Here is a 23412-nt window from a genome sequence, read left to right as displayed (position 1 = left end):
AAACCGGCACGTTCCTGGCCGGCTCACCCAGGAACTCCCGGTGCACGCGGTGCAGTTGCAGGCCATGACCGTGGGTGAACGACCTCAGAAAGGTGCCCACAGTGGACGGAGCCCGGATACCGGTGAACACAGCCGGCATCGCCGAATGCCGTACCCGGTCAACATCGTCAATGCTGTCCGCCCCGGCACACATCGCCGCCACCAGCGTCAGCACTTTCGCTACCGGGTTCGCGCCACCGCTGTTGCCCGCCCCGGTGATGCGCACCGCGTCAGCAACCAGATCGCCAAGCCGTGCCCGTTCCGCCAACCGCAGCACCGGCACCAGCCCGGCATCCGCGATCAGATTCGGTTCATCGAACACCGCATCAACCCGCGCAGGACTGTGAGAAGATCGCACCCGCGAGATGCCCTCCTGATCAAGATGAATGATTCCTTCAGCAAGATCAATCATCCCAGCTCAGAAGGGCATCTCGTCTTCTCAGCGCCGAACCGTTACCCATCACCACCGGTGGATTGAGGTTCAGAGGCTGGCCGGTGCCGTCATCTTTGGTTCGCATGACGGGCCCATGCCGACAACACGTCGCGTACGGTTACCGACGTCCTCATGGCTGATGCGTCATTGAAGGAGTGCGAGAGGCATGACCGGGTCCGTGATGCAGGTCCTGAGCACGGTGACCACCGCCGGTGTCTTGGTTGCACTGCTTGTCACGTCAATCGAGATCGCGCTGCGCCGCCAACACGGAATGTCGCTGTTACCGTTGCGGACGCTGCCCTGGCTGGCCTTGGCTGCAATGGACGTCGTCGCCGTCTACCTGCTGCAGCTGTTCACAGCGGTCCCACAGGAATTCCTGGTGCTGTCAATGCTGTTCGGCGGCCTGATCGGCATCAACATCGTCTGGGTGCTGGTCTGGCTGCGTGGCCGGCAAACAGCACCGAAGACCGCCATGGCTCGGGACGCGTTCGAAGCCGGTGAGGGTGACCGAGAGAATCCACAGTAGCTCGCCACGCTCCGCCGCCCGACTGGAATGCCCGACCAAGCCAGCGCAACCAGACTCGCCCGCAGGACGCCAGCGAACGCCGAGCGCACGTCCGCCAGCGCGACGATGGCGTCTGCTACTGGTGCGGTCGCCCCGGCGCGCACCACATCAACCTGTCCGCCCCCATCGCCGAGACGGAACCTGGGAGGAGGCCAACATGACCGTAATGCCACACGAGTCACGACATGCTGACTAACGCAGCATCATGCCTTGCACCACGGCCCGCGCGACGGCCTGAGCTGCGGCTCCGACCGCCAACCAGCCGTCCGAGGTGTCGTCGCCCCATTGCATGGACCTGTACTGCTCAAGCAGCCGCGCCAGCACCGGCGACGATTCCGCCGGGAACACAGCGCCTTCGCGGAGCATGGCGATCGCTCGTTTCTGGTCAGCGACAGCGGGGCCTCGCTCGGCGAGTAGGCAACGGGCCACTTCTAGCCCTGCCATGTCAGCGCTCAACCACCCCATGGGCGGGGTTGGTCCAACTGCGACCGTGATCTGGGACTCCACGAGGTCAGCGAGCAGGGTGGATGCCTCAGCCGGCAGCGTATCCCCGGTCCTCAGCGCGCGGATCGCGCGGTCGAAGTCATCACCAGTAGCCAAGTCGACCTCCCCACCATGTTCAAGGACTCCTGCCACTCATCTTCCCCTCCCGATTTCGAGTAGGTCACGAAGGCCCGCCTCGAAATCTGCCCGGCCACCGATCCACCCTCCGACAGGCAACCTCAGACCGCTCCTGTGCTCCGTCCGTCTCTCTCGTACGAACAGGAGTCGGTTTACATCCGGTGTGAGGTATGACCTTCTTCAGCTGTAGTCCGAGCACCCACGACATCCAACGCAGCGGAGCCGGGCCGCGATTCGTGCCGACCGTGCCCGAACCATCCCCGCGTGCGCGGGGCCGACGAGTGGGTCCAAGTCGATCAGCACCACGTGTGAGAAGCATCCCCGCGTGCGCGGGGGCCGACACGGCCAACGGCGCCGGCGGCCACCCCGCCGGGGAAGCATCCCCGCGTGCGCGGGGCCGACAGCACCGGAACCCGGATTTTCGGGTTCCGGTGAGAACCATCCCCACGTGCGCGGGGCCGACCCTACGCCCGTCCAAACAATGACGCCGTCGCTGGAACCATCCCCGCGTGCGCGGGGCCGACCGCCGCAACGAGGGCTTCGGGGTCTGGGGCGGAGAACCATCCCCGCGTGCGCGGGGCCGACCTGCGCCCGATCCCCGCCGGCTGGCGCAGCGTGGAACCATCCCCGCGTGCGCGGGCCGACCGAGAGCGGGGATGTCCTGGATCGAGTCGCCCGGAACCATCCCCGCGTGCGCGGGGCCGACAGCGACGGCCGGACTTACCTGCACATTCGCCGGGAACCATCCCCGCGTGCGCGGGGCCGACCTGGCGAAGCGCTGGCGGCTGCAAGCCATCCCGGAACCATCCCCGCGTGCGCGGGGCCGACACGCGCGAAGAACCTGCCGTCGCGGGACCGCCGGAACCATCCCCGCGTGCGCGGGGCCGACGTCCCGGTCGGAGATGGACACGGTCACGTCCAGGAACCATCCCCGCGTGCGCGGGGCCGACACTTGTTGACCTGGGGTGTTAGCGACGGGAGCGGGCGGAGAGGATGAGTCCGTCGTAGTCGACCGGGCGCCACCGGTCGTGTCCCGCGGTTCGTACAGTCCAGCCTTGTTCGTTGTTCGCGGGTTCGACGAGGACGGCTTGGCCGTCTCCGATACGGGTCGCGAGTAGTTCCCAGAGGCGGTCGCGGATGCGTCGGCTGGGGTTGCCGACGAAGACTCCGGCGTTGACTTCGACCATCCATCTGGTGAGGTGTCCGCGTAATCCTTCGGGTGCGGCGATGAGGACGATGACGGTCATCTCTGCTCCGGTGCCGCGCTCGGTTCGTCGAACTCGGGCCCGATGACGGTGACGTGTTGTTCTCCCATTTCTGGCTGTGTCGTTGGGTATTGGGGTTGGTCGGTGGGGTCAGCGTAGTTCAAACCCCCTGGTACCTGGCCGAGTCGGTCGTCCCAGAGCTCGTTGACCTCTGGTTCGATGTCATCGGTCTCGCCGCGTCCGAGGAGTGTTTTGATGTCTCGCACGATCCGGAGTAGCAGGCGGTCTTGAGTGATGCGGTCTCGAAGGCCGACGCGTGCGTCGCGTTCGTCGGTGAGGCCGCGGGCGGCGAGGTCGAAGGCAAGCGGGACGGTGTAGTCGGCTTTGTAGAGGTCGGCGATGTCCATGACGAACGATGTGGCGGCACCGGTGTGGACGAAGCCGAGCCCGGGGCTGGCGCCGAGTCCGGTGATCACGGCGTGGCAGATGCCATACAGCGCCGCGTTGGCTGCCGAGAGGAGCCGGTTGAGGTCATCGCCGGCGGCGAAGGCGTCGCCGGGCTTGTACTCGCGGCCGTTCCAGGTGACGCCAGTTCGGCGGGCGTGGTCTCGGTAGAGCTGGCGTATGCGGGCTCCTTCACGGCCTCGGAGCTGCTGCATGGTGAGGGTGGAGACGTCTTCGCCGGGAAACCGCATGCCGTACATGGCTCGGGCGACTGCGAGCCGTTCCTTGGTGCGGCTGACAAGCCACGCTTGGCGCTGCAGGAGTGCGGTTCCGCGGCTGGGTCCGATGCCGGCGGCGTACATGCGGACGCCGTGTTCACCGACCCAGCAGACCGCGGTGCCGGAGTCGGCGAGTAAACGGATGGCGCCGTGGGTGACGCGGGTGCCGGGGCCGAGCAGCATGACGGCGATCATCGCTGCCGGGACGCGGACGGTTTCGCGTTTGTTGATGACCACGACCGCGTTCTCGTCGCGATCGAGGTGGCTTCGTTCGACGTAGACGCTGGAGACCCGGTCGACGAGGCGGTGCAGGTCGTGAGGGTCTGCTTTCCACCAGATGTCGGCCATGGCTACGGGTTTCCGTCTTGTGGGTGGTGGCCGGGTAGTGGTGCGAGGGTGAGGAGTCCGCAGCCGTAGGCCTTGGCGGGGCCGATGCCGGTGAGGAGGTGCTGGGTGAGGAGGTGGGGGTCGGTGACGCGGAGGTGTCCTTCGAAGGTGGCTGTGTGCAGGACGACGGGTGGTTTGCTGCGGTTTTTGGTGAAGGAGTGCCGGTTTCGGGCAGTAATCCGGACTTCCCTCGCTGTTCCGGCGTCGCGGTCGGGTTGGGTGGTGGGGGTGAGTCCGGGTGCGGGGTTGTCGGTGTGGGATTCAGGGATCTCGAAGCCCCAGCGGGTGGTGCGGGCGAGGAACCAGTCGAGTTGCGCGGCGGCGGTGCGGTGGCCGATGCGGAACGAGCGGGTGTTGCCGCTGGCGGCGCGTTCGGCTTGGCGTGGGGTGGTTTTGGTGGGTGTGGAGGTGTTCTGGACGGGGTTTGCGGTGAGGCGGAAGGCGAATTCCCGGCCGGTGGCGATGCGGGCGAGCAGTGGGGTGTAGTCGGCGACGGCGGCGTGCTCGCCGTCGGCGTCGGGCCAGCCTGCTTGTTCGATGAGGTGGGTCCAGTCGGGTTTGCTGTGGGTGAGGACGAACAGCAGGGGCCTGCGGGGATTGTCGGTGTCCAGGCGCCACAGGGTCCGTTCGCTGGTGGGGTTGTCGGCGATGCCGCCGAGGACGGCGCCGTGGAGTTTGCGGGGGCTGGCCAGCAGAGGCCGGCTGGCGGCGCGGAGCGGGTTGATGCGGATGCGAGACAAAAAGGTCATGATCACCAGCCCAATAGGGCGAAAGGGTCGTGGCCGCTGTCGCTTGGGTCGTTGCGGTCAGCGGTGGCGGGGTCCGGGGCAGGCAGTCCGGTGGGGACGGTCAGCCAGGTGTGGCGGATCCGGCGGCTGGTGAACGCGCGCCGGTGTGGGTCGAAGGAGTGCGGGACGTCGTTGACGAGGTCCTCGCCGTGGTCGGGGTCTTCCAGCGTGGCCGCGAGGTCGATCTGGTGCTGGGCCCTGGATCGGTGGCCGTAGGCGCGGCGGGTTCTGTCGGTGACCTGCCAGCGTTCGGCGGCGAGGACATCGTGGAGGGTGCCTTCGCGGAGTCCGAGGGAGATCGGTTGCGTCGGCACGCAGGATCTTCTCCCCAGGGCCAGGGGGAACGCTGGGTGGCGTACCGCCTCGTCGAGGGTGCCTAGCAGGGCGCGGGGGCCGGCGATGGCGGCGAGGAACAGGGCGTCCTGCAGGTAGAAGCGGGTGGTGACATGGGTGTGTTTGGCCGGTGAGGTCGGCTTCTGCACGCCTTTGCTGGACACTCCGGCCTGTGGCAGCGCGCGCCCGCGGTAGTCGCTGACGGTGTGGTAGTCGCGCAGCAGCGTGCCGGGCTGGTCGACCCGCACCCCCAGACGCAGGTCGACGAGGTCGTCGACGCGGTCTTCGCGGGCGCGGCCGCTGGCGGCAGCCAACAGCCCGATGACTCCGGATTTGGTGGGCTCGGGGCGGGTATCGCGGCGGTTGAAGGAACTGCGGTCGCCCCAGGACTGCAGCGGCCCGGCCAGGCGCAGCAGCAGCACCGCATCGTCAGGGCCGGGCATCAGTTGTTCTCCCCGTGCTCTGCCAGGTGTGCGCGGAGGTCGGCGACGAGCTGGGGGAAGGACCTCGGTTGGCCGAAGGCGTCGGTGAGCGCGGAGGTGGTGGTCTCGTCGTCGGTGTCGAGGGTGCAGCACAGGCCGGTGAAGGCTGGGGCGTCGCCCCAGGTGGAGATCGCGGTGGTCTGTTCCCGGGCGAGCTTGCGTGCAGAGGTCGTGGCGATCCCGCCGGCCGCGCGGGTGCCGTTGCCGGTGGTGACGGGGTTTTCGAAAGCGGAGACGAGGTTGACCGGCTGGTCGTCGCGGACCACGACCGCCACCAGGTGTGGGAGGGTGCGGTGGGCGAAGGAGTTGGTGTAGCCCGACGGCATCGAGCGGGCGAAGGAGGACACGAACAACTCCACGGCCTGCAGCGCGGTGTCGTGGTCGCCGCCGAGGTTGTCCTGCAGCTGGTGCAGGCCGATGGTGGCGAAGCGGTAGAGCGTGGCGGAGTTGAACCCGATGGTGCCGATCATGCCTGCCCCGGTTTCCCCTTCGGGGTTCTGGTCGTCGACGGCGGTGTAGTAGTCGAACTCCAACTCCGTGGCGTGCGTGGACACCGCGTGGGCGACCTGGGTGGCGGCGTCGACCTTGAGGGTCGCGATGTCGGCGACCATGCGCCCGAACAACGCCACGTCCACCGGGTGCCCGGCGCCGAAGGCGTCCTTGACCGGTAGGTCCTTGACCGCTGCGGCCAGCTCGGTGTCATCGAGCGTTGCCAGCTCCTCGGCCCGATCCGCCACCAGCTTGGCGACCTCCTCCAGCTGACGGTGCCCGTAGAACAGCAGGTAGGCGGTGTCACCGGCCTTCTTCCCCGCCTTGATTTCCAGTGTCCCGAGCAGCGCTCCGGCCAGACGTGCCGCCGCTTCCTCTTCGAGCGCAGTGCGGGCCAGCAGCAGATTCGTCAGCTCGGCGGCGATCTTCTTCGTGCGGGTGCCCAGGTCCAGTTCGTCGATGCCCTGCTCGGCGAACGCCAGGCGGGTCGCGCGTTTCCACGCCTGTGACGACACGCGGGAACGCCGGACCCCACCGAAATACGCTTCCTTCGGATTCCCTTGGTCGTCACGGTTCAGATTTGCCGGGGGCACGGTCTGCAGGATGTGCACGTCGATGTAGCGGCGCTGAGTCATCAGTGGTCTCCGTAACTCTGGTTCGGCTGCGGTGCAACTGCCGCAGCCGTTCGATTCGTATGGCGGGAAAGAAGAAGGCTGAGCTTCAGTCCTGTGAGGACCCGGATCCCTCGCCGCCTGGTGTCTCTGGTTTCCACGCGTAGTAGCCCAGGCCCCAGCGGCTGCGGACACGCAGCCGGGCGTCGGAGTAGTGCCAGTCGCGGATGTCGTTCATCAACTGGTCGTAGTCCACTGGCTGGCGGATCGTGCGCAGCTGCTCGATCAGCCCCCGCAGCCGGTACAGCAGCGCTGACACGCTGGTGGCGGTCGCCGCCGCGGCGACCCGAGCATCCAGCGCCGCCGGGCTGACCTTCTCATCCTTGCCCCGCAGGACTTTCAGGGCTTGGCCCAGGCTGATCTTGGGGCGGTGCATCGGAGTGGACTGGGCCTGCTGGTGCAGGCCGAACAGGGCCAAGGCGGCGTGCTCGGCGGCCTGCTCGACCGAGACGTCGCCGCGCAGCGCGGCCTGTTCGTCGACCGGGCAGGTGTAGAAGGGCCACAGCGCAGGCACCGATCCGGCGGGGCGGCCCAGGCCTGCGCGCATCGCGGCCAGGTCTTCACCGGGTGGCTGCAGTGGCAGTTTCGTGCGAGGGTCGAGCCGCCATGTGCCATCGGGGTTCACCCGCTGGCTCCAGTAGGGGCTCGTGGTGGTGTTGGTCATCTCAGGGTGGTCCTCGCCTGATCTAGGTCGGGTGCGGGGAGCTAGGCGGCGTTGCTGCGGACGCGGGTGAGGATCTGCCCGATCCGGGCGCGGAAGTTGCTTTCGGCGGTGGCCTGCCGGTAGGTGTGCTCCTTCTCGCCTTGTTTGATGGTGCGGCCAGTGAAGGCGCTGGGGGCGGCGGTGGCGATCACGCGTTCACCAGCGCGGAGGGTGATGTGCTTGGCCTTCTGCTCCCACGCCGTGAGTCCGCGTTCGAGCAGATCGAAGTCCTCCCCCACCGACCGGAGCCCCACCAGCACCCGCCGCACCACCGGGTCCAGGGCGTGCAGGACGAGTTCGCCCGGCCGGTGGCCTTTGTCCCACGGGATCGGCTCGGCACCGGCCGCGCGCCGCAGGTCGGCGGAGAGATTGTTGACCGCCTGTGCGAGATCTTCTGCTTGTGAGGTCATCTCCAGCAGCGCGCCTGGTACCCGTGAGTCGGTGTCCAGTGCGGTCAACGGCAGCGGGATGGAGTCGAAGTAGACGTCCTCGAACACCGCCGACTGCGTGCCGTACACCATGCCCAGCAGCTCCAGCTGCACGGGATAGTCCGGCGCGATCAGCTCACGACGGGCCCGCAGTTCGTTGATCAACCTGCTAGTGGCGAAACCCGCTGCTGTTGCGGTGGCCGCCCGGTCCTGGCGGTCGGTGGCCAGCAACGCCTCCAGACCACGCCACGCCGCTTTCCCTTGCGGGTGGCGCCGCGGCCTCCGCGGCACGCTGGTTCCGTTCTTTCCGCTGGTTTTGCCTGCGGGGGTGATGTTCCAGGCGGTGTGCGGCTCGACATCCGGAGTCGTGCTGAGGCGGTCGCCGGCGGCCAAAACCACCCGGGTCACCCGCGGCCCATCAGCGGTGCTCTCCGGGATGAGCCGGACCCGGCGCGACTGCCACGTCCACACATCCAGCAGGCCTGTGGCTTCGCGGGTGTGCCACGCCGGGCCCGCCACCGACAACTCGCTGCGGGTGTCGGGGGTGCGGCGTTCCCACTGCGGCAGGTCATCGGAGCGCAGCGCCGGGCCCGAGGGCACGTTGAGCAGCAGCGTGTCGAACAGCGTGCGCCCCATCGGGACGATGACACCGCACTGCCCCAGCGGGCCCGTGGGGTTGCCGGTGGTTTTCCCCGCTTTGACATTCGGATCGCCCACCACACCCGTTTTGATCGCCGCGGTGTCCCAGCAGTGCGCGTGCAGCAACCACCGGGCCGCCTGCGCCGGGGTCAGCTCCAGCGGATCAGCGTCGCTGCGGGAGGCGAACAACGGCACGTTGTTACCGGTGGCGGCCGTGGCCACCAGCACCGCGGACCCCTTCGTCTCGTCCTTCACGGTCCGCAGGCCCGCCACCTGCCCGAACGGATCATGCGGGTGGAACAGGTCGAACCGTTCCCGCTGCGCGTCGAGGTAGCGGTGGAGGTCATCGTGTTGCTGTGGCGTGAATTCCCCGGCCTGGAACCACTGCATCCACGCGCGGGTGTTCTCCGGGCGGCCCAGCGCGCGCACCACGACCGGCAGGAGCACCTGCCGCAGCAGCGCGGGTTTCTGCGTCGGCAGATCCACTACAAGGTCTTCGAACAGGTGCGCCTCGCAGATCGCCTGCCGCAGCGGCACCTCCACCGCCGCGCCACCACCCACCGGGCGTACGACCAGCCACGGCTGGTCAATGAGGTTGAACGACACGAACACCCCCAGCCACCAACACCCACTCCTTCCCTTTCGCGACAGCCGGCCGGAGTCGACCGGACCTTTCCTGTGCTAGTGCTTAGTTTCTTCCACCAGGCCGAGGTCGGTGTCGTAACGCACCACCGTCTCCCCTAGCGTCGCCCGGTGATGCCCGTCCAGTTCGAGCGCGAGGCTGTAGCGCAGCCACGGATGCCCCTGCCAGCCCGGCAATACCCGGCATTCCTGCACCGCGGCCTGCGACAACTTCGTCGGCAGGCGAACGGTGGCACCTAGCACCTCGTCGACCACCCCGTCCGGCACCTCGCCGTTGGGTCCCAGCGCCCGTCCGGCCAGCGTGCGGTGCCCGTCGCCGTCGGCGACCACGAGGATCACCTCCACGCCCCGCTCGCCATCACGGACCACGGCTTCCATCAACGGCTCGCTGCCCCCGCCGGACGCGCCATCGGAATGCAGCCCCTCCAACGTCGGGGCTTCGTGTTCCCCGAGGCGGGTCAGCAGAAACGGTGTCGCCACCGCCGCACGAGCCGACTGTTCCTTCTCCCAGTCCGTGCGCGCCGCAGTCTCGGTCTCCACCCAGCCCTCCGGCACGAGGGGCTGCCCGGAATACACCCGGTCCACCAGTCCCGGCACCTCCCCGGGGATGCTCCACCCGGTCCCGTGGGCGTGCTTGACTTCCGTCGCACTCCGCAGCAGCAGATAGCGGCCGTAAATCTTCTCGCTGGCATACAACAACCGCGGCGGCCGGTCACCGGTGTCGTCGAACCCGGTCACCACCACCCTCGGCTGCTCCACTGAGGACGGACGAACGGTTCCGGCATGGCGATGCAGGCGGCCGATCCGCTGCAGCAGCAGGTCGATCGGCGCCAGATCGGTGACCAGCAGATCAACGTCCACGTCGAAGGACTGCTCTGCCAGCTGGGTGGCCACCAGAATCAACCGGCCCGGACGAGGCGGCCTCGGATCATCCCCGGGTTTCGATGGCGGCCCCAATAACTGGAGGCAGGTCTCGGTACGATCCGCGCGGGCCTGCACGGTCAGCCGCGCGTGCAACAGCCGCACGTCCGCACCGAAACGGCCCTGTAGCCGCTCGAACAGCGATTGCGCACGGGACACCGTATTGCGGATGACCAGCGCGCACCCGCCCTCGGCCAGTCGCTGTTCCAGCAGGTCGGCGACCGCACGATCACCCGCATCCTGCGCCGCCCGCCGCTGCTCGGTGGTCGAGCCCGCACCGGGCATCGGCTCGGGCAAGACCTCCACCTCTACCGGCACATCCGACCGCCACGCCGCCACTTCCCGTACCGCGAAACGCGGTGTGGCGCGGTCCTCGTCCAGCCACGCCGCGGTAACCCGCGGATAGCCCGCCGACTCCGGCGGGGCGGGAAAGTGCGCTTCCTCCTTCGACGCCGCCCCCAGCAGGTAGGCATCGGTCAGCTCCCGGCGCTGCGCCGGTGGCAACGTCGCCGACAACAACACCACCGGCACCCCGGCCTGTCCCAGCCACCGCAGCCCTTCACGCAGGAACTGCGACATGTAGACGTCGGCGGCGTGGACCTCGTCGAGGATCACGACTTTGCCTGCCAGGCCCGCCATCCGCAGCATCACATGCTTGGTGCGGGTCGCGGCGAACAACAACTGGTCGATCGTGCCCACCACGAATGGACACAACAAACCCCGCTTCGGCCCCAGAAACCACTGCGCCGGCGCCTGCCGCTCCACGACCGCGTCCGCCGGAGCCCGCGATACCGCCGTCAGACCGTACTCATCGTCCTCACAGGACATTCCGTACTCGTCGACACCAGCGAACCTAGAATCCAGCTCCGCATCGGCGGCCAGTAGCGCCGTCCATTCCTTGTTGAACATCCGCTTGCCATGCAACAACGCCACCTGGCCCGCCAGCCCGGCATCGATGGCGCCCGCCCAGGACCGCACCTGACTGAACATCGGGTCGCTGGTGGCCTGCGTCGGCATCCCCACGAACACCCCGTCCGCACCGAACCGGGCCGCCAACTCCTCCGCCGCCACCAGCGCGGCTTTCGTCTTGCCCTCCCCCATCGGCGCCTCAACGACCAGCAGACCCGGCGCATGCATCGCGCGCGCCGCCTCAAACACCGCCAACTGGGAATCCCGTGGCGCGTGCCCGAAACGGGCCTCGAACACCCCACTCGGCGGGGCGGTCAGCGATCCCCAGCCGCCGCGCAGCCCCAGCTCCGCCCACGCACGCCCAGCCCGCTTCCGGGCCGCCTCCATGCTGACCTCATCGAAGTCATCCACGCCGACGAAGTGGTGCTCGTCGCTGGCGATCCAGTCCGCCATCACCACCAGACCACTCACATGCAGCTGCGCCGCCCGCGACGGCCCCGACACCGGCTGCACCGCCCCCACACCAGTGAACCCCAGCGCCTGGGTGAACCAGCGAACCAACTCCCGCTGCACACGCAGCCAATTGCCCTCGCCTCGCGACTGCCCTTGAGCGCGCCGCGGCTCGGGCAACTGCCCCTCCGCCGGGAATAGCCCATGATGCCCCGCCACCAGCGGCCACACCCACTCCACCTGCTCCGGGCTCCATCCCGCATCAGCCAGCACCGACCGCAGGAGAAACCCGCCCGCCCGGTCATGCCGCCACCGGTGCTTCGCCGCCGTCGGCTCATGCCACGACAAACCGGCCTCCCGGACAGCACGCGCGCCCTCCGGCCACAACCGCTGATGCGCCGGCGTCGCCTTACCGCAGTCATGCACCCCGCACAACCACGCCAACAGCACGCGCCCCCGCCCCGGGCTGCCGGCCACCTCGTCCAACCACGCCCTCGTCGACGGCGCCAGGAAGTGCTCCCACAGCAACTCGCCCACCGCCGCCGCATCCAGCAAATGCGACACCAGCAGGTTCATCCGGCCACCGGCCTTCTCCGGCGACTTCCCCCACAACACCCCCAACCACCGGAGAACATCCGCGTCGATGCCCTGCACCCAACCCCCTCAACAGCGACCAGTCACCAACAAGGCACGCACCGTAGCCGAGCCCACCGACAACCCCGCCCCCAGGCGAGAAGCCCCCAGTAAACCCACGAGGCAACGCCAACCGATGCGAGCCCGAGTTCAGTCACGAACCCAGGTCAGCGTCGGGGCGACCGCATCGTCTCCAGCACCACCGACCGAAGAGCCGCGTACGCCGATGCGAGTTCCGCGTTCTCCCGCCTCAAACGCTCCAACTCCTCGCCCTGCTCTGACACACGCTCCTGCCGCACCCAGCTCGCCACCGTTTTCCGGTCGACCCCCAGCTCCCCGGCCGCCCGCTCCGCCGCCTGTCGCTCCGAGGCACGAACCGCCTGCACCGTACGAGCGCGAACGTCCGCCCCATGCCGCTTCGCCATCCGTATTTCTCACTGTGGATGATCGACCGATTACCCTGAGTGAGGGTATCCTCGTGATCAGGCTTCGCCAACGAGTCTTGTGTAACTGTCTAATGAGTCTTGTACTGCTGCTATGCGGTTGGGCTTGCCAGAAGAGTCGGCCTAGCCGACGCTGACGAGCCGCCATGTTTGAATGCAGGGCACGGCCCTGCTAGCTCCTAGACGCGTATCTGAGAGAAAGCGGGGATGGTCCAGAGTCATGTATTGCCTCGACGCCATGAAGACAGTTAGGCCCCGCAATGCGGGGAACAACAGCCCGCAGGACAAGCCCCTGCGGGCTCCTTCAACCACATCAGCAGCTACCAAGCGGACCAAACCAACAAGCCGCTATCGATAGCAAAACACGCTGGTCAAGAAGTGTCGGCCCCGCGCACGCGGGGATGGTTCTACCCCAGTGCGGGGTTTCAGTCTCGGTCTTGAGTCGGCCCCGCGCACGCGGGGATGGTTCCGTGTGCGGGAATTCGTTCAGCTTCCACGTCGTGTCGGCCCCGCGCACGCGGGGATGGTTCGCTCAAGGACTGCTGGAGCGCCATTTCTGCAGGGTCGGCCCCGCGCACGCGGGGATGGTTCGCTCCCGGAAGACGGCAGCAACGTCACTCTCGAGTCGGCCCCGCGCACGCGGGGATGGTTCCTATTCGGGGCTTCTAGCAGGCAGCGCGACCTGGTCGGCCCCGCGCACGCGGGGATGGTTCCGGCCGCCAGGCCACCGACAAGGACACCGGCCTGTCGGCCCCGCGCACGCGGGGATGGTTCCTCACCCGGCAGACGACCTCATCCGCTCTCAGGGTCGGCCCCGCGCACGCGGGGATGGTTCCGCGGCAACGGCGCTGAGTGCGGACACCTCGTGTCGGCCCCGCGCACGCGGGGATGGTTCCAGATTTGGCAGGGGTTTCCCGTTTCCTTTTTGGTCGGCCCCGCGCACGCGGGGATGGTTCCCGTTGAGCGGGTTGTGTATGACGGTTTGCTGGGTCGGCCCCGCGCACGCGGGGATGGTTCTCCGGCGCGGTGTACGACGAGCTCGAAGCGAACGTCGGCCCCGCGCACGCGGGGATGGTTCTTCGGGTTGACGGCTAGCTGGCTCGGGCATGCCGTCGGCCCCGCGCACGCGGGGATGGTTCGCCGGAGCTGCGCCAGGCGGTCACCGCCTACCAGTCGGCCCCGCGCACGCGGGGATGGTTCGACGAACGCGACGACACCAGCGAGCACGATCCCGTCGGCCCCGCGCACGCGGGGATGGTTCCTCGTGCGGCACGTTCAGCTGCGGTGCGGTGATGTCGGCCCCGCGCACGCGGGGATGGTTCGCTGCGTCGGGAGATGGCTGTCGACGTCGACGGGTCGGCCCCGCGCACGCGGGGATGGTTCGCAGCCTTGCGTTCGAAGAGGCCCAGTCGGCCTGTCGGCCCCGCGCACGCGGGGATGGTTCCAGGATGCTGTGCAGGTGATCGCCGCGCTGTGAGTCGGCCCCGCGCACGCGGGGATGGTTCCCCGCCGCCGCTGTAGCAGGCGATGCCGAACTCGTCGGCCCCGCGCACGCGGGGATGGTTCCCGGACTTGGCCAGCCCGTCGTTCCAGCGCTCGGTCGGCCCCGCGCACGCGGGGATGGTTCTATGGAGTGGCGACCAGCGGCGAATGGCGAATGGTCGGCCCCGCGCACGCGGGGATGGTTCCGTCTGGCGTCGGTGTTCGACGGTCACGTCCTGGTCGGCCCCGCGCACGCGGGGATGGTTCTCTGACCGTTGTCGAAATCATTGGCGGTCAAGCGTCGGCCCCGCGCACGCGGGGATGGTTCTGGGGACCTCGAGTTCGAACAGGCCATAGAACCGTCGGCCCCGCGCACGCACGCGGGGATGGTTCCGAACAGGACTACGTCATCTTCGTCGCCCAGTTGTCGGCCCCGCGCACGCGGGGATGGTTCCGATTCACCCAGAGCCTCCACCCGATCCTGGCTGTCGGCCCCGCGCACGCGGGGATGGTTCCAGCATTCCGGAATTCCCGCCGGATCAGGCCTTGTCGGCCCCGCGCACGCGGGGATGGTTCCTTCGTTATCTCTGGGGCCTCGGTGCCCTTGAGGTCGGCCCCGCGCACGCGGGGATGGTTCGCTCAAAGACTGCTGGTCAGCGATCTCCGCAGGGTCGGCCCCGCGCACGCGGGGATGGTTCATCTGCGCGGGTGTGCCGTACTGCTCGGCGCGGGTCGGCCCCGCGCACGCGGGGATGGTTCTCGCAAGGAGGTACTGCCCGAGACAGCGTGATTGTCGGCCCCGCGCACGCGGGGATGGTTCCATCAGGCACCCACCTTCCGGAGCTTCCAGGCGGTCGGCCCCGCGCACGCCGGGATGGTTCGGCTCGTCCACCTGGGGCGCTGCGGGTGGCGGGGTCGGCCCCGCGCACGCGGGGATGGTTCCCGTCCGTACCTGCATCACTCAGCCCCTGGTCAGTCGGCCCCGCGCACGCGGGGATGGTTCCCCGGGTGGACCTTGTGGACAGTCACCGGCGTGGTCGGCCCCGCGCACGCGGGGATGGTTCTCTCTTCTCGCGGGGGAAATACATGTTGACCAGGTCGGCCCCGCGCACGCGGGGATGGTTCCCACGATCAGGCTCAGGCGCTCGCCGACTTGCAGTCGGCCTCGCGCACGCGGGGATGGTTCCCCCGGCCTGTTGGATGACGGTGACACCGGCACGTCGGCCCCGCGCACGCGGGGATGGTTCCACGCTGCGGGCGAAGTGGGGCGCCGCCGCGTTGTCGGCCCCGCGCACGCGGGGATGGTTCTCGCACCAGTCGCACGCATATCACTGCTGGTCAGTCGGCCCCGCGCACGCGGGGATGGTTCCCAGCCCTGCTGACCGTTCGGGGTGCTGATCGCGTCGGCCCCGCGCACGCGGGGATGGTTCCCAGCCCTGCTGACCGTTCGGGGTGCTGATCGCGTCGGCCCCGCGCACGCGGGGATGGTTCCTGTCGCCGCGCCACGGTCTCGTCGCGCTGGCAGAACAGCCGACGACGGCGGCCTATGTGAGGACGTGGTCACGGACGTGTCCGGTCTGTCCCGCCTGACAGTCGATTCATCCGAGATCAATCTTTCGATCGCAACTGAAGCCATCATCGCCCCCAAACCCAAGTCGCCTCGACATCAGCCCGAGGACGACATGTCCCGCCGGTTAGCGGGACACCATGCCCTGCACGACAGCCCCCGCCACAGCCTGAGCCGCGGCGCCGACCGCCAGCCAGCCGTCCGAGATGTCCGCCCTCCACTCCATGGACTTGTACTTCTCAAGCAACGCAGCAAGCATCGGCGACGACTCCGCTGGGAATACGGTGCCTTCGCGAAGCATGGAGATCGCTTGCTTCTGGTCGGGGACAGCATGCCCCCGCTCGGCGAGGACGCAGCGCGCCGCATCCAACCCCACCATGTCCGCGCTCAGCCACCCCCTAGGCGGGTTTGGCCCGACCACAACCGTGATTTGCAACTCCATGAGGTCCGCCAGCAGGCTGGATGCCTCGGCCGGCAGCGTCCCTCCAGTCCGCAGCGCGTTGATCGCGCGGTCCATGTCGTCGCCCATCGAAGTCAGTCTCCCCACCTTGTTCCATTCCTCTGCCTACACATTCTCCCGATCCGATTGGGAGAAGCCAGCCAGGTCCGCCTTGGGTTCTTCCGCCGCAGTGCGTCACCAAACTCGCTGGGGGCTGTCGCCTGAAGCCCCACTCCTGGGCATCGGTTGATCGCCGACGGGCCTGTGCAGCCGGGCACAGTGGTGATCGTCTAGACGAGCTCACTCAGGCCACAGCGGGGCGTGCGTCTCCCGCCACGGACCATCGCGATCCGGCCAGGCCGCCGCACCGTGCCTTGTTGTTGTGGGGGTGTCCAGCAGACCGCGCTGGACATCCCCACAACAACAAGGTCTTCGTATGCGGCCCCGCCCGGACCCGCGACGGCTGGCTTTCTTGGCTGGACCGGCATCCCGGGGGAGGCAGTCCGTACATTCCACACAAGAATCGGAGTGAACGATGCCGACGTACACCGTCGCCGGTTTGACTAACCCGATCACGAGAGCCGTGCTCGTCTCGGCTGTCTTCAAGGGCGGTCTGAAAGAGGTTTCAACGCGGCACAGGTCCGGAGACTGGGGCCAGTGGACCCGGTTCACCGACGTCGTTGAGGCCGAGAACCCCGCACGAGCGGAAGCGATGGTCAGTGCCCGCTTCACCAAGCCGTTGAGCGTCGCCGAGTAGCCTGTCTGATCCTCGATCGTCACGACCGCCCGAGTATCGACAGGTGGGCGGTCGTGGCGATGTGCTGACCTCCGGCCTCGCGCCCTAGTCCTGCGACCCCGCCGCACTCCGGGACGACGGCAGCGCCGACGAGCGGGGAGGAGGCCCGGGTGGCGTCGCATGACGGTCATCCTGCTCCGCTTGTCACGGAGGGCTACGGACGCGCAGCCGCGAGAAATACAACAGCCGCCGACGGAGTTGACAAGTTGTCTGCCTGACCTCATCCGGGCATCAGCAGCTGCCGCTGGAACGCCGCCTGGGTCTGCGGCCCCAGGCCCGTCGACTTGCTTCTGTCCGCGTATCAACAGGCCGTCGTGCTCCGGGCGGAGCCGCCGCACCGTGCCTTGCTGCTGTTGGGATGTCCAGCAAAAGGCGCTGGACATCCCAACAGCAGCAAGGCTTTCAGGTGCGGCCCGCCCGGAATCATGACGGTCACGCACTCCTGATGTTCCGGGCTGGCAGGCCAAATCCCTGGTATTCACTCAGATCCACAGCCAAGGACTGATCATGCGATCCACATCTGTATGGAAAAACGCTCGTATCGAGGTCGTCAGCCCTAAGTCGATCGTGTTGAAGGACAACGCGCGCACCATCGGCGATATCAAGACGGAGCGCCCAGACCTGATCGAGAGCATCCGCCAGTGCGGCGTGCTCGTCCCCCCGATTGCCAACGAAACCGACGGTAGGTATTTCGCCGCCAAGGACGGTTTCTCCCGCATCCTCGCTTCCCTGGTCGTCTGTGAAGAGCCAGAAAACGACGACGACGCGAACCTCGAGATTCCGGTCATCGTCACCACCTCGCAGAACGAGGAGGAATGGCAGCGACTGCGCGATCAGTTCATCATGAACGAGCTCCGCAAGGGTTACGGCTCTGCGGACAAGGCGCGAATCATGGAGCAGTTCACGCTATTCGGGTTCAGCGAAGAAGAGATCGCCCAGCAACTGAGCCTCGAAAGCGACCAGGTCAAAGCCGGCCTCGCAGCTCAGCGCAGCACAACGGCCAAGAGCCTCATGACCGAACACCCGCAACTTGACTTGCTGCAGCTCGGCGCGATCACCGAGTTCGAAGACGACGAGGAAGCCCTGGCAAGGATCCAGGACACATTGGACGACGAGCCCGAGCAGTTCGACCACGAGGTCGCCCGTCTGCGCTTGAAGCGCGCAGAGAAGGAAGCACTCGACGAGCTCACCCGCGAGCTGACCGAGCAGGGCATCAAGGTCGTGGCGAAGACCTACGACGGAGTTCAGGCGCCGCTGTGGCGTCTGAAACTCAGTAAGCGCAACCCTCTCGAACTCGGTGACTCCCCGGAGGCGCATGGCGACTGCCCCGGTCATGCAGCATGGGTGGAGACAGTGTGGTCATCGCGGGAGCCCCGCGCGACCTACATCTGCCAGGACTGGAAGAGGCACGGTCACGCCGAGATCCACAGCGCAAGCGGATCCTCTCCGAAGCAGCCGAAGTCCGACTTCGAGAAGGCTGAGCTCAACCGAGCGGAAAAGAACAATACCGCCTGGCGTGCAGCTGAGGAGGTGCGCCGGGCAAAGCTCGCTGAGATCGTTCAGCGGAGCACTCCGCCGAAGCGGACGCAGCAGTTCATCACCACCGCCATGATCGAGGGCAGCTACGAGGTGGGCCGGGCACTGAAACAGAAGCACGCCTACGCGTGCGAGCTGCTGGGTCTTCCCAAGCCTGCCGACGGTAAGAAGCACCCGATGCTGTCCAAGGCACGGAAGGCCAGTGCGAACGGCGCGCTGATGTTCCAGCTGGCGATGGTGCTGGCGGCCTTCGAAGACCGGACCAGCGTGCAGACATGGCGTGGAAATGGCGAAGGTCAGAAGACATACTTCCGTTTCCTCCGAGACAGCTGCAACTACTCGCTTTCCGACGTGGAGCGGCTCGTCCTCGACCCGACCGAGGACTTCCAGCGGTGGTCTCACCTCCAGGAGGCCGCTGCCTCCGGCGACATCGACATCGCCGAGGCTCCAACGAACGAGGACGAGGGTCTCGACGTGGAGCTGGCAGCGGAGTATGCCGACGCCGGCCAGGCCCCGGCATCCGAGGTCAACAGCGACGGCGGTGACGCACCGACCTTGTCTGCCCCGGTCGACGACAGCAGCAATGTCGACGCAGCCGCGGAGCTGACCGACTCTGCGGCCTAGCGGCGCTCCCCTGCAGGCCGGTCCCTCCTCTAGATGTTCGCCGTGTGGGCGAACGACCGCGCGAGCGTCCTACCTGGACGCCGCGGGCTGGACCGACCGGGTACGCCGCTGCACCGCTCACTATCCAGCGGTGCGACGACGAGGTCTCCACCACTGGTGACCAGCAGTGATACCTGCGTTGCCTTCGATGAAGCCTGAACAGCGCAGAGACGTCTACGTGTGCCGTCGCTTGGCGGTGGGGCGTCCGCACTCTGCGCTGGCCGCGGGCCGGGGCAAGCCCGAAAAGCAGGGCTTGCCCCCTTCCCCCGCGGCCAGCGCAAGACGAGTGCGCCCCACCGCCCGGGCAAACGGCATCGTCCGGACCGGGAGGTGGGGAGACCAATCCTCCCAACCTGAAAGGTGCCTCCGCAGTGACCACGACCGACCCCATCCCTCACTCCACCTCCGACCTCGACACGCACACCACCAACGAGGCGGACACGACGCCGCCCCTGCGCGCCAGCGCGATCGCTTACTCCGATCGCCTGCTCTGTGCCGTCGGTGATCTGCTCGGTGACGACGCGGTGGGGGTCTTCTCGCTCACAGAGGAGGTCTTCGAACGCATCGGGTGGGCAGATGAGGAGATCGAGAACGCCCGTGCACGACACCCGCAGCACGCCGACCGGATCTGGCACAGCAGCGTGTTGCTCACGCCCAACCCCGGCCTGGAGAGCATGAAGAACGAACTCGTCTACCGCTCGCATTGCCGTGAGCTGCTCGACCGAGTCGCGGCCGGCGAGGACACCCGGCCAGGTACCGCGGCCGAGGTCTGCTGCGCCATGAGTGAGACCAGCCTGCTGTCCCCACTCACCTCCGCAGGCGACGGCCTCTACACGCGCATGTGGCAGGTCGCCGGCTTCCCTGAGCTCGACGAAGTCACCGAGGCCAGCATTCATCAGGAGGCCTTGGAGAAGTCGGTCATCGACGACCGTGAGCAGGACGCCCGCCGCGAACTCGCCATCACCGACCGCCGCCTGGGCAACATCGAATGCCACGGTTACCACCACGGAGAGAAAGTCGACTGCGTCTACGCGGCCGGCCAGCTCGCCATCGACCTGTGAGCGCCAGGCCCAGCAGCACCGTTGATCCCGCCACCTCGCCGCCGGTGGCGTATGTCCCTGACCAGAGCAGTCGCCCTGCGTGACGTCGATCCGGCCGCGGCCGGGACCGCTGCGATGAACCCGGCCAGAAAGACACGAGCCGAACCCCGCCGCCTTTTCATGCCCCGCCGCGGCCTGATTCTCCGCGTTCGCGCGCGCTACCCCTGCCCGGTCACCACGCCTGTTGCCCCGGCAACCGCTCTTCTGCTCCTCCTGTCCGTGAAGACGAAAGGCCTATCGCCATGACCAAATCCGCTGCCTCGGATGATGTGGAGCCTTCCCCCGCCCCGGGCCCGTGCATCCGCGTCCGCACGGTTGCCCTGACTGGCCTGACCAGCCACCTGATCACCCTCACCGCCGCGGTCACCGACGAGCCATTTGCGATCACGTTGGCCGGTGGAGGTGATCGCGACGACCATCCGGTGCGCGACCGGGTGCGCGCAGCCTTGACCAACTCCGGCCAGCCGAACCTGCACCACCGGGTCGAAGTCCGCCTCGACCCGCCCGGGTCTCTCCTGCCTCCTGCCGCAGCGATCGCCGTCGCAGTCCTCGCTGTCACCAACGGCGTCGACCCGCGGCGGCTGGCTTCCACTGCGGTGATCGGTGAGGTCGGGCTGGACGGTTCCCTCCGCAATACCCGCGGACTCCTGCCAGCCGTCCAAGCCGCCCGTGACCACGGCATCCAGCGGGTGATCGCACCAGCCACTGCCCTGGCAGAGGCTGCCCTCGTCGACGGTGTTGACGTGCTCGGCGCGCACTCTCTGGCCGAGGTCGCTGAATGGCTGCGCGGCGATGATGACGTCCTCCGGCGACCGGGCGTCAACTACGTCGCCGTCGCCGAAGACCTGAGGCCGCCGGCGAGGCTTCTGGCTGAGCCGGTGCTACGCATGGTCGAAGTCGCTGCTGCAGGCGGGCATCACGTGCTGTTCGACGCCGTTGACGGCGGGGGAAGTCTGCTCACCGCCTGTTGGATGCATCAACTGCTGCCAGATCTCGACCTGGCCCAGCAGCGCGATGTCGCCGCTATCCGATCGCTGACCGGACTGCGTAGCGCTGATGCGGTCCTGGTCAGCACCCCGCCACTGGAATTCGTGCACGCCAGTTTCTCTCCGGCGACGCTCGTCGGCGGCGTCGCTCCTGGTGCGGTCAGTCGGGCTCATCACGGGCTGCTGGTGGCTCGCAGCATCGAGGAGTTTGGCTCCTCCCTGGTCGAGGGGCTGCGCTACGTGCTGCTGAACCGGCAGGTCTCCTTGGGCTGGCACGGCGATGCAGTGCGCTACCCCGCGCGGCTCCAGCTGTTCGCCATCCGCACCGGCACTTCCCTCAGCCAGCGGCCGCAGATGTCGCTGGCTCTCTTGGAAGTGATCGACATCCAGTTCAGGCCGACCACGTCGCCGGCTGTGTCCAGCCTCCCTTCCCACCGCACGGAAGCGGAACAGATCAGCCAGGTCCTTGCGCAAACCCGGTCCCGAATCGCGGCCGCGAGATCCCGCGCGGCCACCCGCTGGAGTCGTGCAACTACTACACGCGATCTCGGCGCTGCCATCGAGCTCACCAATGCCGCCGTGCCAAGCGACGTGCTGCACGCCCACCAGCTTCCGCCCGAAACCACCGGTCCGATCGATCACGCGTTCTGGGTCGGCGCTCTCACCCTTCGAGGAGCAGACACCGTCGTCCGGCTCGCATGGACCGCCGCTGACCTCGACGGCGTCGACCGCCCCGACCGCGGCCACGTGGAGGCGGCCCTGGAACTACATGGCGCATCCACCTTGATGGCGGCACGGACATCCCGGGACACACCGAAGTCGCAGTGATACCCGGGCCTCCGTCCTGCTTCATCCCTCCCTCCGCAAGGTCTCAGGAGCCCCGCAGGCTCGCCAACAGCGCTGGCTCCATCCGCCATTCCGCGATGCCCTCGCGCCCGCGGCCACTCCAACCGGTGGCCACTGATCACAGAAACCCGCTGCTGCGGAAAGGAATTGCTGCACCATGACTCAATCACCAGATCTCTTGAATCTGCGTCTGGACCAGGCCATAGCGATGCTGGCCGCCGCTGAAACCGCGCACTACCAGGTCCACATGGCTCGTGCTGCCGGACTGGTGTACGACGCTCTGCCCAACGCAGCCGCACTGACGCTCGCTCAACCGACCGTCGCTGACAGAACCATCTTCCCCGAAGCATGGCTGCACGCGATCTACGCAGCCGACGCGACCGTGTTGTGGCGCCGTGGCGAGCCGAGTCCTCAACGCAACTGGCTCTATACCGTGGAATCGATCACCGACGCACTTCTCGCCGCAGCCGACGACAGAGCCCTTCCCGACGCCGCAATGCGCCTGCCCGGGTGGTCACGGCAACCGTCGCTCTCGCTGGAGAACCTCTACCGAATCACACTCCCGTCCCCCAGCGAAGTCGACCACCTCATGACCACCTCACTCAGCGAGCCCGCAAACCACGCGGGGCTCAGCGTGTGGATCTTGCACCGGTGGAGTGACGGCCAGTACAGCACCGAGCCATACGCCACCTACGAAGGCGCTCTGCAGTCCCTGGCAACGGAAATCCGGGCCAACTCGCGGGAATCGCACCGACACCAGGAGTTCCCCGCTCCAGCCGCAAACCTGACCGACGCCGACGTCGTGTCCCTCCACTACTGCGGCGAGGCTGAGCCGGCACCCACCTGCGGCGCCGTGGACCACGCGGGCTTCCTCCTCCTCGAGATGCCAGTCCGTGGTCCCGAACCGACGCAGCTGAACCTGCGCATGGCCACCCTGCGCGTACTCGACGAGGTCCTCGACAACTCTCACGAGTCGTCGTTGACCTACTACCTGGACGCAGTTGGCTTGACGTTGTCCGTCCATGCCGGAGTGAACGGCCCAGTTGTGCGTCTCCGCAACGACAACCTGCCTGCTGACCTCCCCGTGACGGTGATCTCCCATGACGACACCGGAACACCCAACGCTCTGGTCCTGTTCACTCAGGACCGCTGAGATGGGCTTGCCCCAAGCTGCCGCCTCGACCTCGGGCATGGGGACTCGGCGACGCCAGGAGCCCGATCTCGATGCCTGTCGCAATCCTGCGCTGGTACGGACCATTCGTGATTGCCCTCGTCGAGGTTCACGAGGCCCCCATTGTTCCGTGAGCAGCAGCTGAGCAAGGCAGCACAGAATCACCAGCTCGTCGCTGCTCTCGTAGCACACCGCACTCATCGGCGCGGGGGGGGGGGGGGGGGGGGGAGGGGAGGAACCCCTCCAACCTCCCAACGCAAAAAACCCCCCACCACCCACAGAAAGAAAAAACCACACCCCCCACGCCCATCCCCCTCCACAAA

17 protein-coding genes, 1 pseudogene and 3 CRISPR repeat arrays are annotated in these 23412 nt (G+C 67.6%); of the genes and pseudogenes, 6 read left to right on the top strand and 12 right to left on the bottom strand.

Going from position 1 to position 23412, the window contains the following annotated elements:
* Window positions 1-451, bottom strand: a pseudogene (locus tag AC07FN_RS22630) (hypothetical protein); the annotation flags it as partial.
* 187 nt (window positions 452-638) lie between these two features.
* Here AC07FN_RS22630 and AC07FN_RS22625 point away from each other — a divergent pair.
* Window positions 639-998 (top strand): hypothetical protein, encoded by a 360-nt coding sequence (locus AC07FN_RS22625; protein WP_478397396.1) that lies wholly within the window; start codon window positions 639-641, stop codon window positions 996-998.
* 231 nt (window positions 999-1229) lie between these two features.
* Here the strand turns inward: AC07FN_RS22625 and AC07FN_RS22620 are convergent, their stop codons facing one another.
* The 11 genes from AC07FN_RS22620 to AC07FN_RS22570 form a co-directional block, all read right to left on the bottom strand.
* Entirely contained in the window at window positions 1230-1403 is a 174-nt protein-coding gene (locus AC07FN_RS22620) for a hypothetical protein (protein ID WP_478397395.1), read from the bottom strand.
* A 628-nt stretch (window positions 1404-2031) separates the two neighbouring features.
* Window positions 2032-2608: direct repeats of the CRISPR family, unit length 29 nt; unit sequence GGAACCATCCCCGCGTGCGCGGGGCCGAC.
* An 18-nt stretch (window positions 2609-2626) separates the two neighbouring features.
* The gene (gene cas2e / locus AC07FN_RS22615; protein WP_478397394.1) at window positions 2627-2905 is read right to left on the bottom strand and encodes a type I-E CRISPR-associated endoribonuclease Cas2e; all 279 of its coding nucleotides are present in this window, start codon (window positions 2903-2905) and stop codon (window positions 2627-2629) included.
* Complete coding sequence (gene cas1e, locus AC07FN_RS22610) at window positions 2902-3933, bottom strand: type I-E CRISPR-associated endonuclease Cas1e (protein ID WP_478397393.1); 1032 nt, start codon at window positions 3931-3933, stop codon at window positions 2902-2904. Before cas1e ends, cas2e begins: the two co-directional genes overlap by 4 nt.
* 2 nt (window positions 3934-3935) lie before the next feature.
* Complete coding sequence (gene cas6e, locus AC07FN_RS22605; RefSeq protein ID WP_478397392.1) at window positions 3936-4721, bottom strand: type I-E CRISPR-associated protein Cas6/Cse3/CasE; 786 nt, start codon at window positions 4719-4721, stop codon at window positions 3936-3938.
* A gap of 2 nt (window positions 4722-4723) precedes the next feature.
* Window positions 4724-5536 (bottom strand): type I-E CRISPR-associated protein Cas5/CasD, encoded by an 813-nt coding sequence (gene cas5e, locus AC07FN_RS22600; protein ID WP_478397391.1) that lies wholly within the window; start codon window positions 5534-5536, stop codon window positions 4724-4726.
* A complete protein-coding gene (cas7e, locus tag AC07FN_RS22595; RefSeq protein ID WP_478397390.1) occupies window positions 5536-6699 on the bottom strand; it encodes a type I-E CRISPR-associated protein Cas7/Cse4/CasC in 1164 nt (387 codons plus the stop codon). The genes cas5e and cas7e overlap by 1 nt, the downstream gene beginning before the upstream one ends.
* Window positions 6700-6784: 85 nt before the next feature.
* Window positions 6785-7399: a type I-E CRISPR-associated protein Cse2/CasB gene (casB, locus tag AC07FN_RS22590; protein WP_478397389.1), complete on the bottom strand. Its 615-nt coding sequence runs from the start codon at window positions 7397-7399 to the stop codon at window positions 6785-6787.
* A gap of 41 nt (window positions 7400-7440) precedes the next feature.
* Window positions 7441-9117 (bottom strand): type I-E CRISPR-associated protein Cse1/CasA, encoded by a 1677-nt coding sequence (casA, locus tag AC07FN_RS22585; protein ID WP_478397388.1) that lies wholly within the window; start codon window positions 9115-9117, stop codon window positions 7441-7443.
* A 69-nt stretch (window positions 9118-9186) separates the two neighbouring features.
* Window positions 9187-12081, bottom strand: a complete 2895-nt coding sequence (gene cas3 / locus AC07FN_RS22580; protein WP_478397387.1) for a CRISPR-associated helicase Cas3' — start codon at window positions 12079-12081, stop codon at window positions 9187-9189.
* Between the two features lie 146 nt (window positions 12082-12227).
* A complete protein-coding gene (locus AC07FN_RS22575) occupies window positions 12228-12485 on the bottom strand; it encodes a hypothetical protein (protein ID WP_478397386.1) in 258 nt (85 codons plus the stop codon).
* A gap of 398 nt (window positions 12486-12883) precedes the next feature.
* Window positions 12884-14313: direct repeats of the CRISPR family, unit length 28 nt; unit sequence GTCGGCCCCGCGCACGCGGGGATGGTTC.
* Window positions 14314-14410: 97 nt separating this feature from the next.
* Window positions 14411-15476: a CRISPR direct-repeat array (repeat unit 28 nt; unit sequence GTCGGCCCCGCGCACGCGGGGATGGTTC).
* 203 nt (window positions 15477-15679) lie between these two features.
* On the bottom strand, window positions 15680-16081 hold the full coding sequence (locus tag AC07FN_RS22570) for a hypothetical protein (protein WP_478397385.1): 402 nt from the start codon (window positions 16079-16081) through the stop codon (window positions 15680-15682).
* A gap of 445 nt (window positions 16082-16526) precedes the next feature.
* Between AC07FN_RS22570 and AC07FN_RS22565 the strand changes: the two genes are divergently transcribed.
* The 5 genes from AC07FN_RS22565 (at window position 16527) to AC07FN_RS22545 (ending at window position 23071) form a co-directional block, all read left to right on the top strand.
* A complete protein-coding gene (locus tag AC07FN_RS22565; RefSeq protein WP_478397384.1) occupies window positions 16527-16748 on the top strand; it encodes a hypothetical protein in 222 nt (73 codons plus the stop codon).
* Window positions 16749-17294: 546 nt separating this feature from the next.
* Complete coding sequence (locus AC07FN_RS22560) at window positions 17295-18947, top strand: hypothetical protein (protein WP_478397383.1); 1653 nt, start codon at window positions 17295-17297, stop codon at window positions 18945-18947.
* A gap of 410 nt (window positions 18948-19357) precedes the next feature.
* Complete coding sequence (locus AC07FN_RS22555) at window positions 19358-20047, top strand: hypothetical protein (protein WP_478397382.1); 690 nt, start codon at window positions 19358-19360, stop codon at window positions 20045-20047.
* Between the two features lie 281 nt (window positions 20048-20328).
* The gene (locus tag AC07FN_RS22550; RefSeq protein WP_478397381.1) at window positions 20329-21900 is read left to right on the top strand and encodes an ATP-binding protein; all 1572 of its coding nucleotides are present in this window, start codon (window positions 20329-20331) and stop codon (window positions 21898-21900) included.
* Window positions 21901-22075: 175 nt separating this feature from the next.
* Window positions 22076-23071, top strand: coding sequence for a hypothetical protein (locus AC07FN_RS22545; protein WP_478397380.1), 996 nt, complete (start codon window positions 22076-22078; stop codon window positions 23069-23071).
* The last annotated feature ends 341 nt before the right edge of the window (window positions 23072-23412 follow it).

Source organism: Saccharopolyspora sp. NPDC045941 (genome assembly GCF_056431445.1).
The sequence above is the reverse complement of the archived record's forward strand: the minus strand, read 5'-3'. Positions and strand labels throughout refer to the sequence as shown.

Bases quoted from the DNA above. Each gene is read 5' to 3' on its own strand.
- AC07FN_RS22625 (WP_478397396.1), top strand. From the start codon at position 639: ATGACCGGGTCCGTGATGCAGGTCCTGAGCACGGTGACCACCGCCGGT.
- cas2e (WP_478397394.1), bottom strand. From the start codon at position 2,905: ATGACCGTCATCGTCCTCATCGCCGCACCCGAAGGATTACGCGGACAC.
- AC07FN_RS22565 (WP_478397384.1), top strand. From the start codon at position 16,527: ATGCCGACGTACACCGTCGCCGGTTTGACTAACCCGATCACGAGAGCC.
- AC07FN_RS22570 (WP_478397385.1), bottom strand. From the start codon at position 16,081: ATGGGCGACGACATGGACCGCGCGATCAACGCGCTGCGGACTGGAGGG.
- cas1e (WP_478397393.1), bottom strand. From the start codon at position 3,933: ATGGCCGACATCTGGTGGAAAGCAGACCCTCACGACCTGCACCGCCTC.
- AC07FN_RS22620 (WP_478397395.1), bottom strand. From the start codon at position 1,403: ATGCTCCGCGAAGGCGCTGTGTTCCCGGCGGAATCGTCGCCGGTGCTG.
- cas7e (WP_478397390.1), bottom strand. From the start codon at position 6,699: ATGACTCAGCGCCGCTACATCGACGTGCACATCCTGCAGACCGTGCCC.
- AC07FN_RS22575 (WP_478397386.1), bottom strand. From the start codon at position 12,485: ATGGCGAAGCGGCATGGGGCGGACGTTCGCGCTCGTACGGTGCAGGCG.
- cas6e (WP_478397392.1), bottom strand. From the start codon at position 4,721: ATGACCTTTTTGTCTCGCATCCGCATCAACCCGCTCCGCGCCGCCAGC.
- AC07FN_RS22550 (WP_478397381.1), top strand. From the start codon at position 20,329: ATGACCAAATCCGCTGCCTCGGATGATGTGGAGCCTTCCCCCGCCCCG.
- cas5e (WP_478397391.1), bottom strand. From the start codon at position 5,536: ATGCCCGGCCCTGACGATGCGGTGCTGCTGCTGCGCCTGGCCGGGCCG.
- casB (WP_478397389.1), bottom strand. From the start codon at position 7,399: ATGACCAACACCACCACGAGCCCCTACTGGAGCCAGCGGGTGAACCCC.
- AC07FN_RS22545 (WP_478397380.1), top strand. From the start codon at position 22,076: ATGACTCAATCACCAGATCTCTTGAATCTGCGTCTGGACCAGGCCATA.
- AC07FN_RS22560 (WP_478397383.1), top strand. From the start codon at position 17,295: ATGCGATCCACATCTGTATGGAAAAACGCTCGTATCGAGGTCGTCAGC.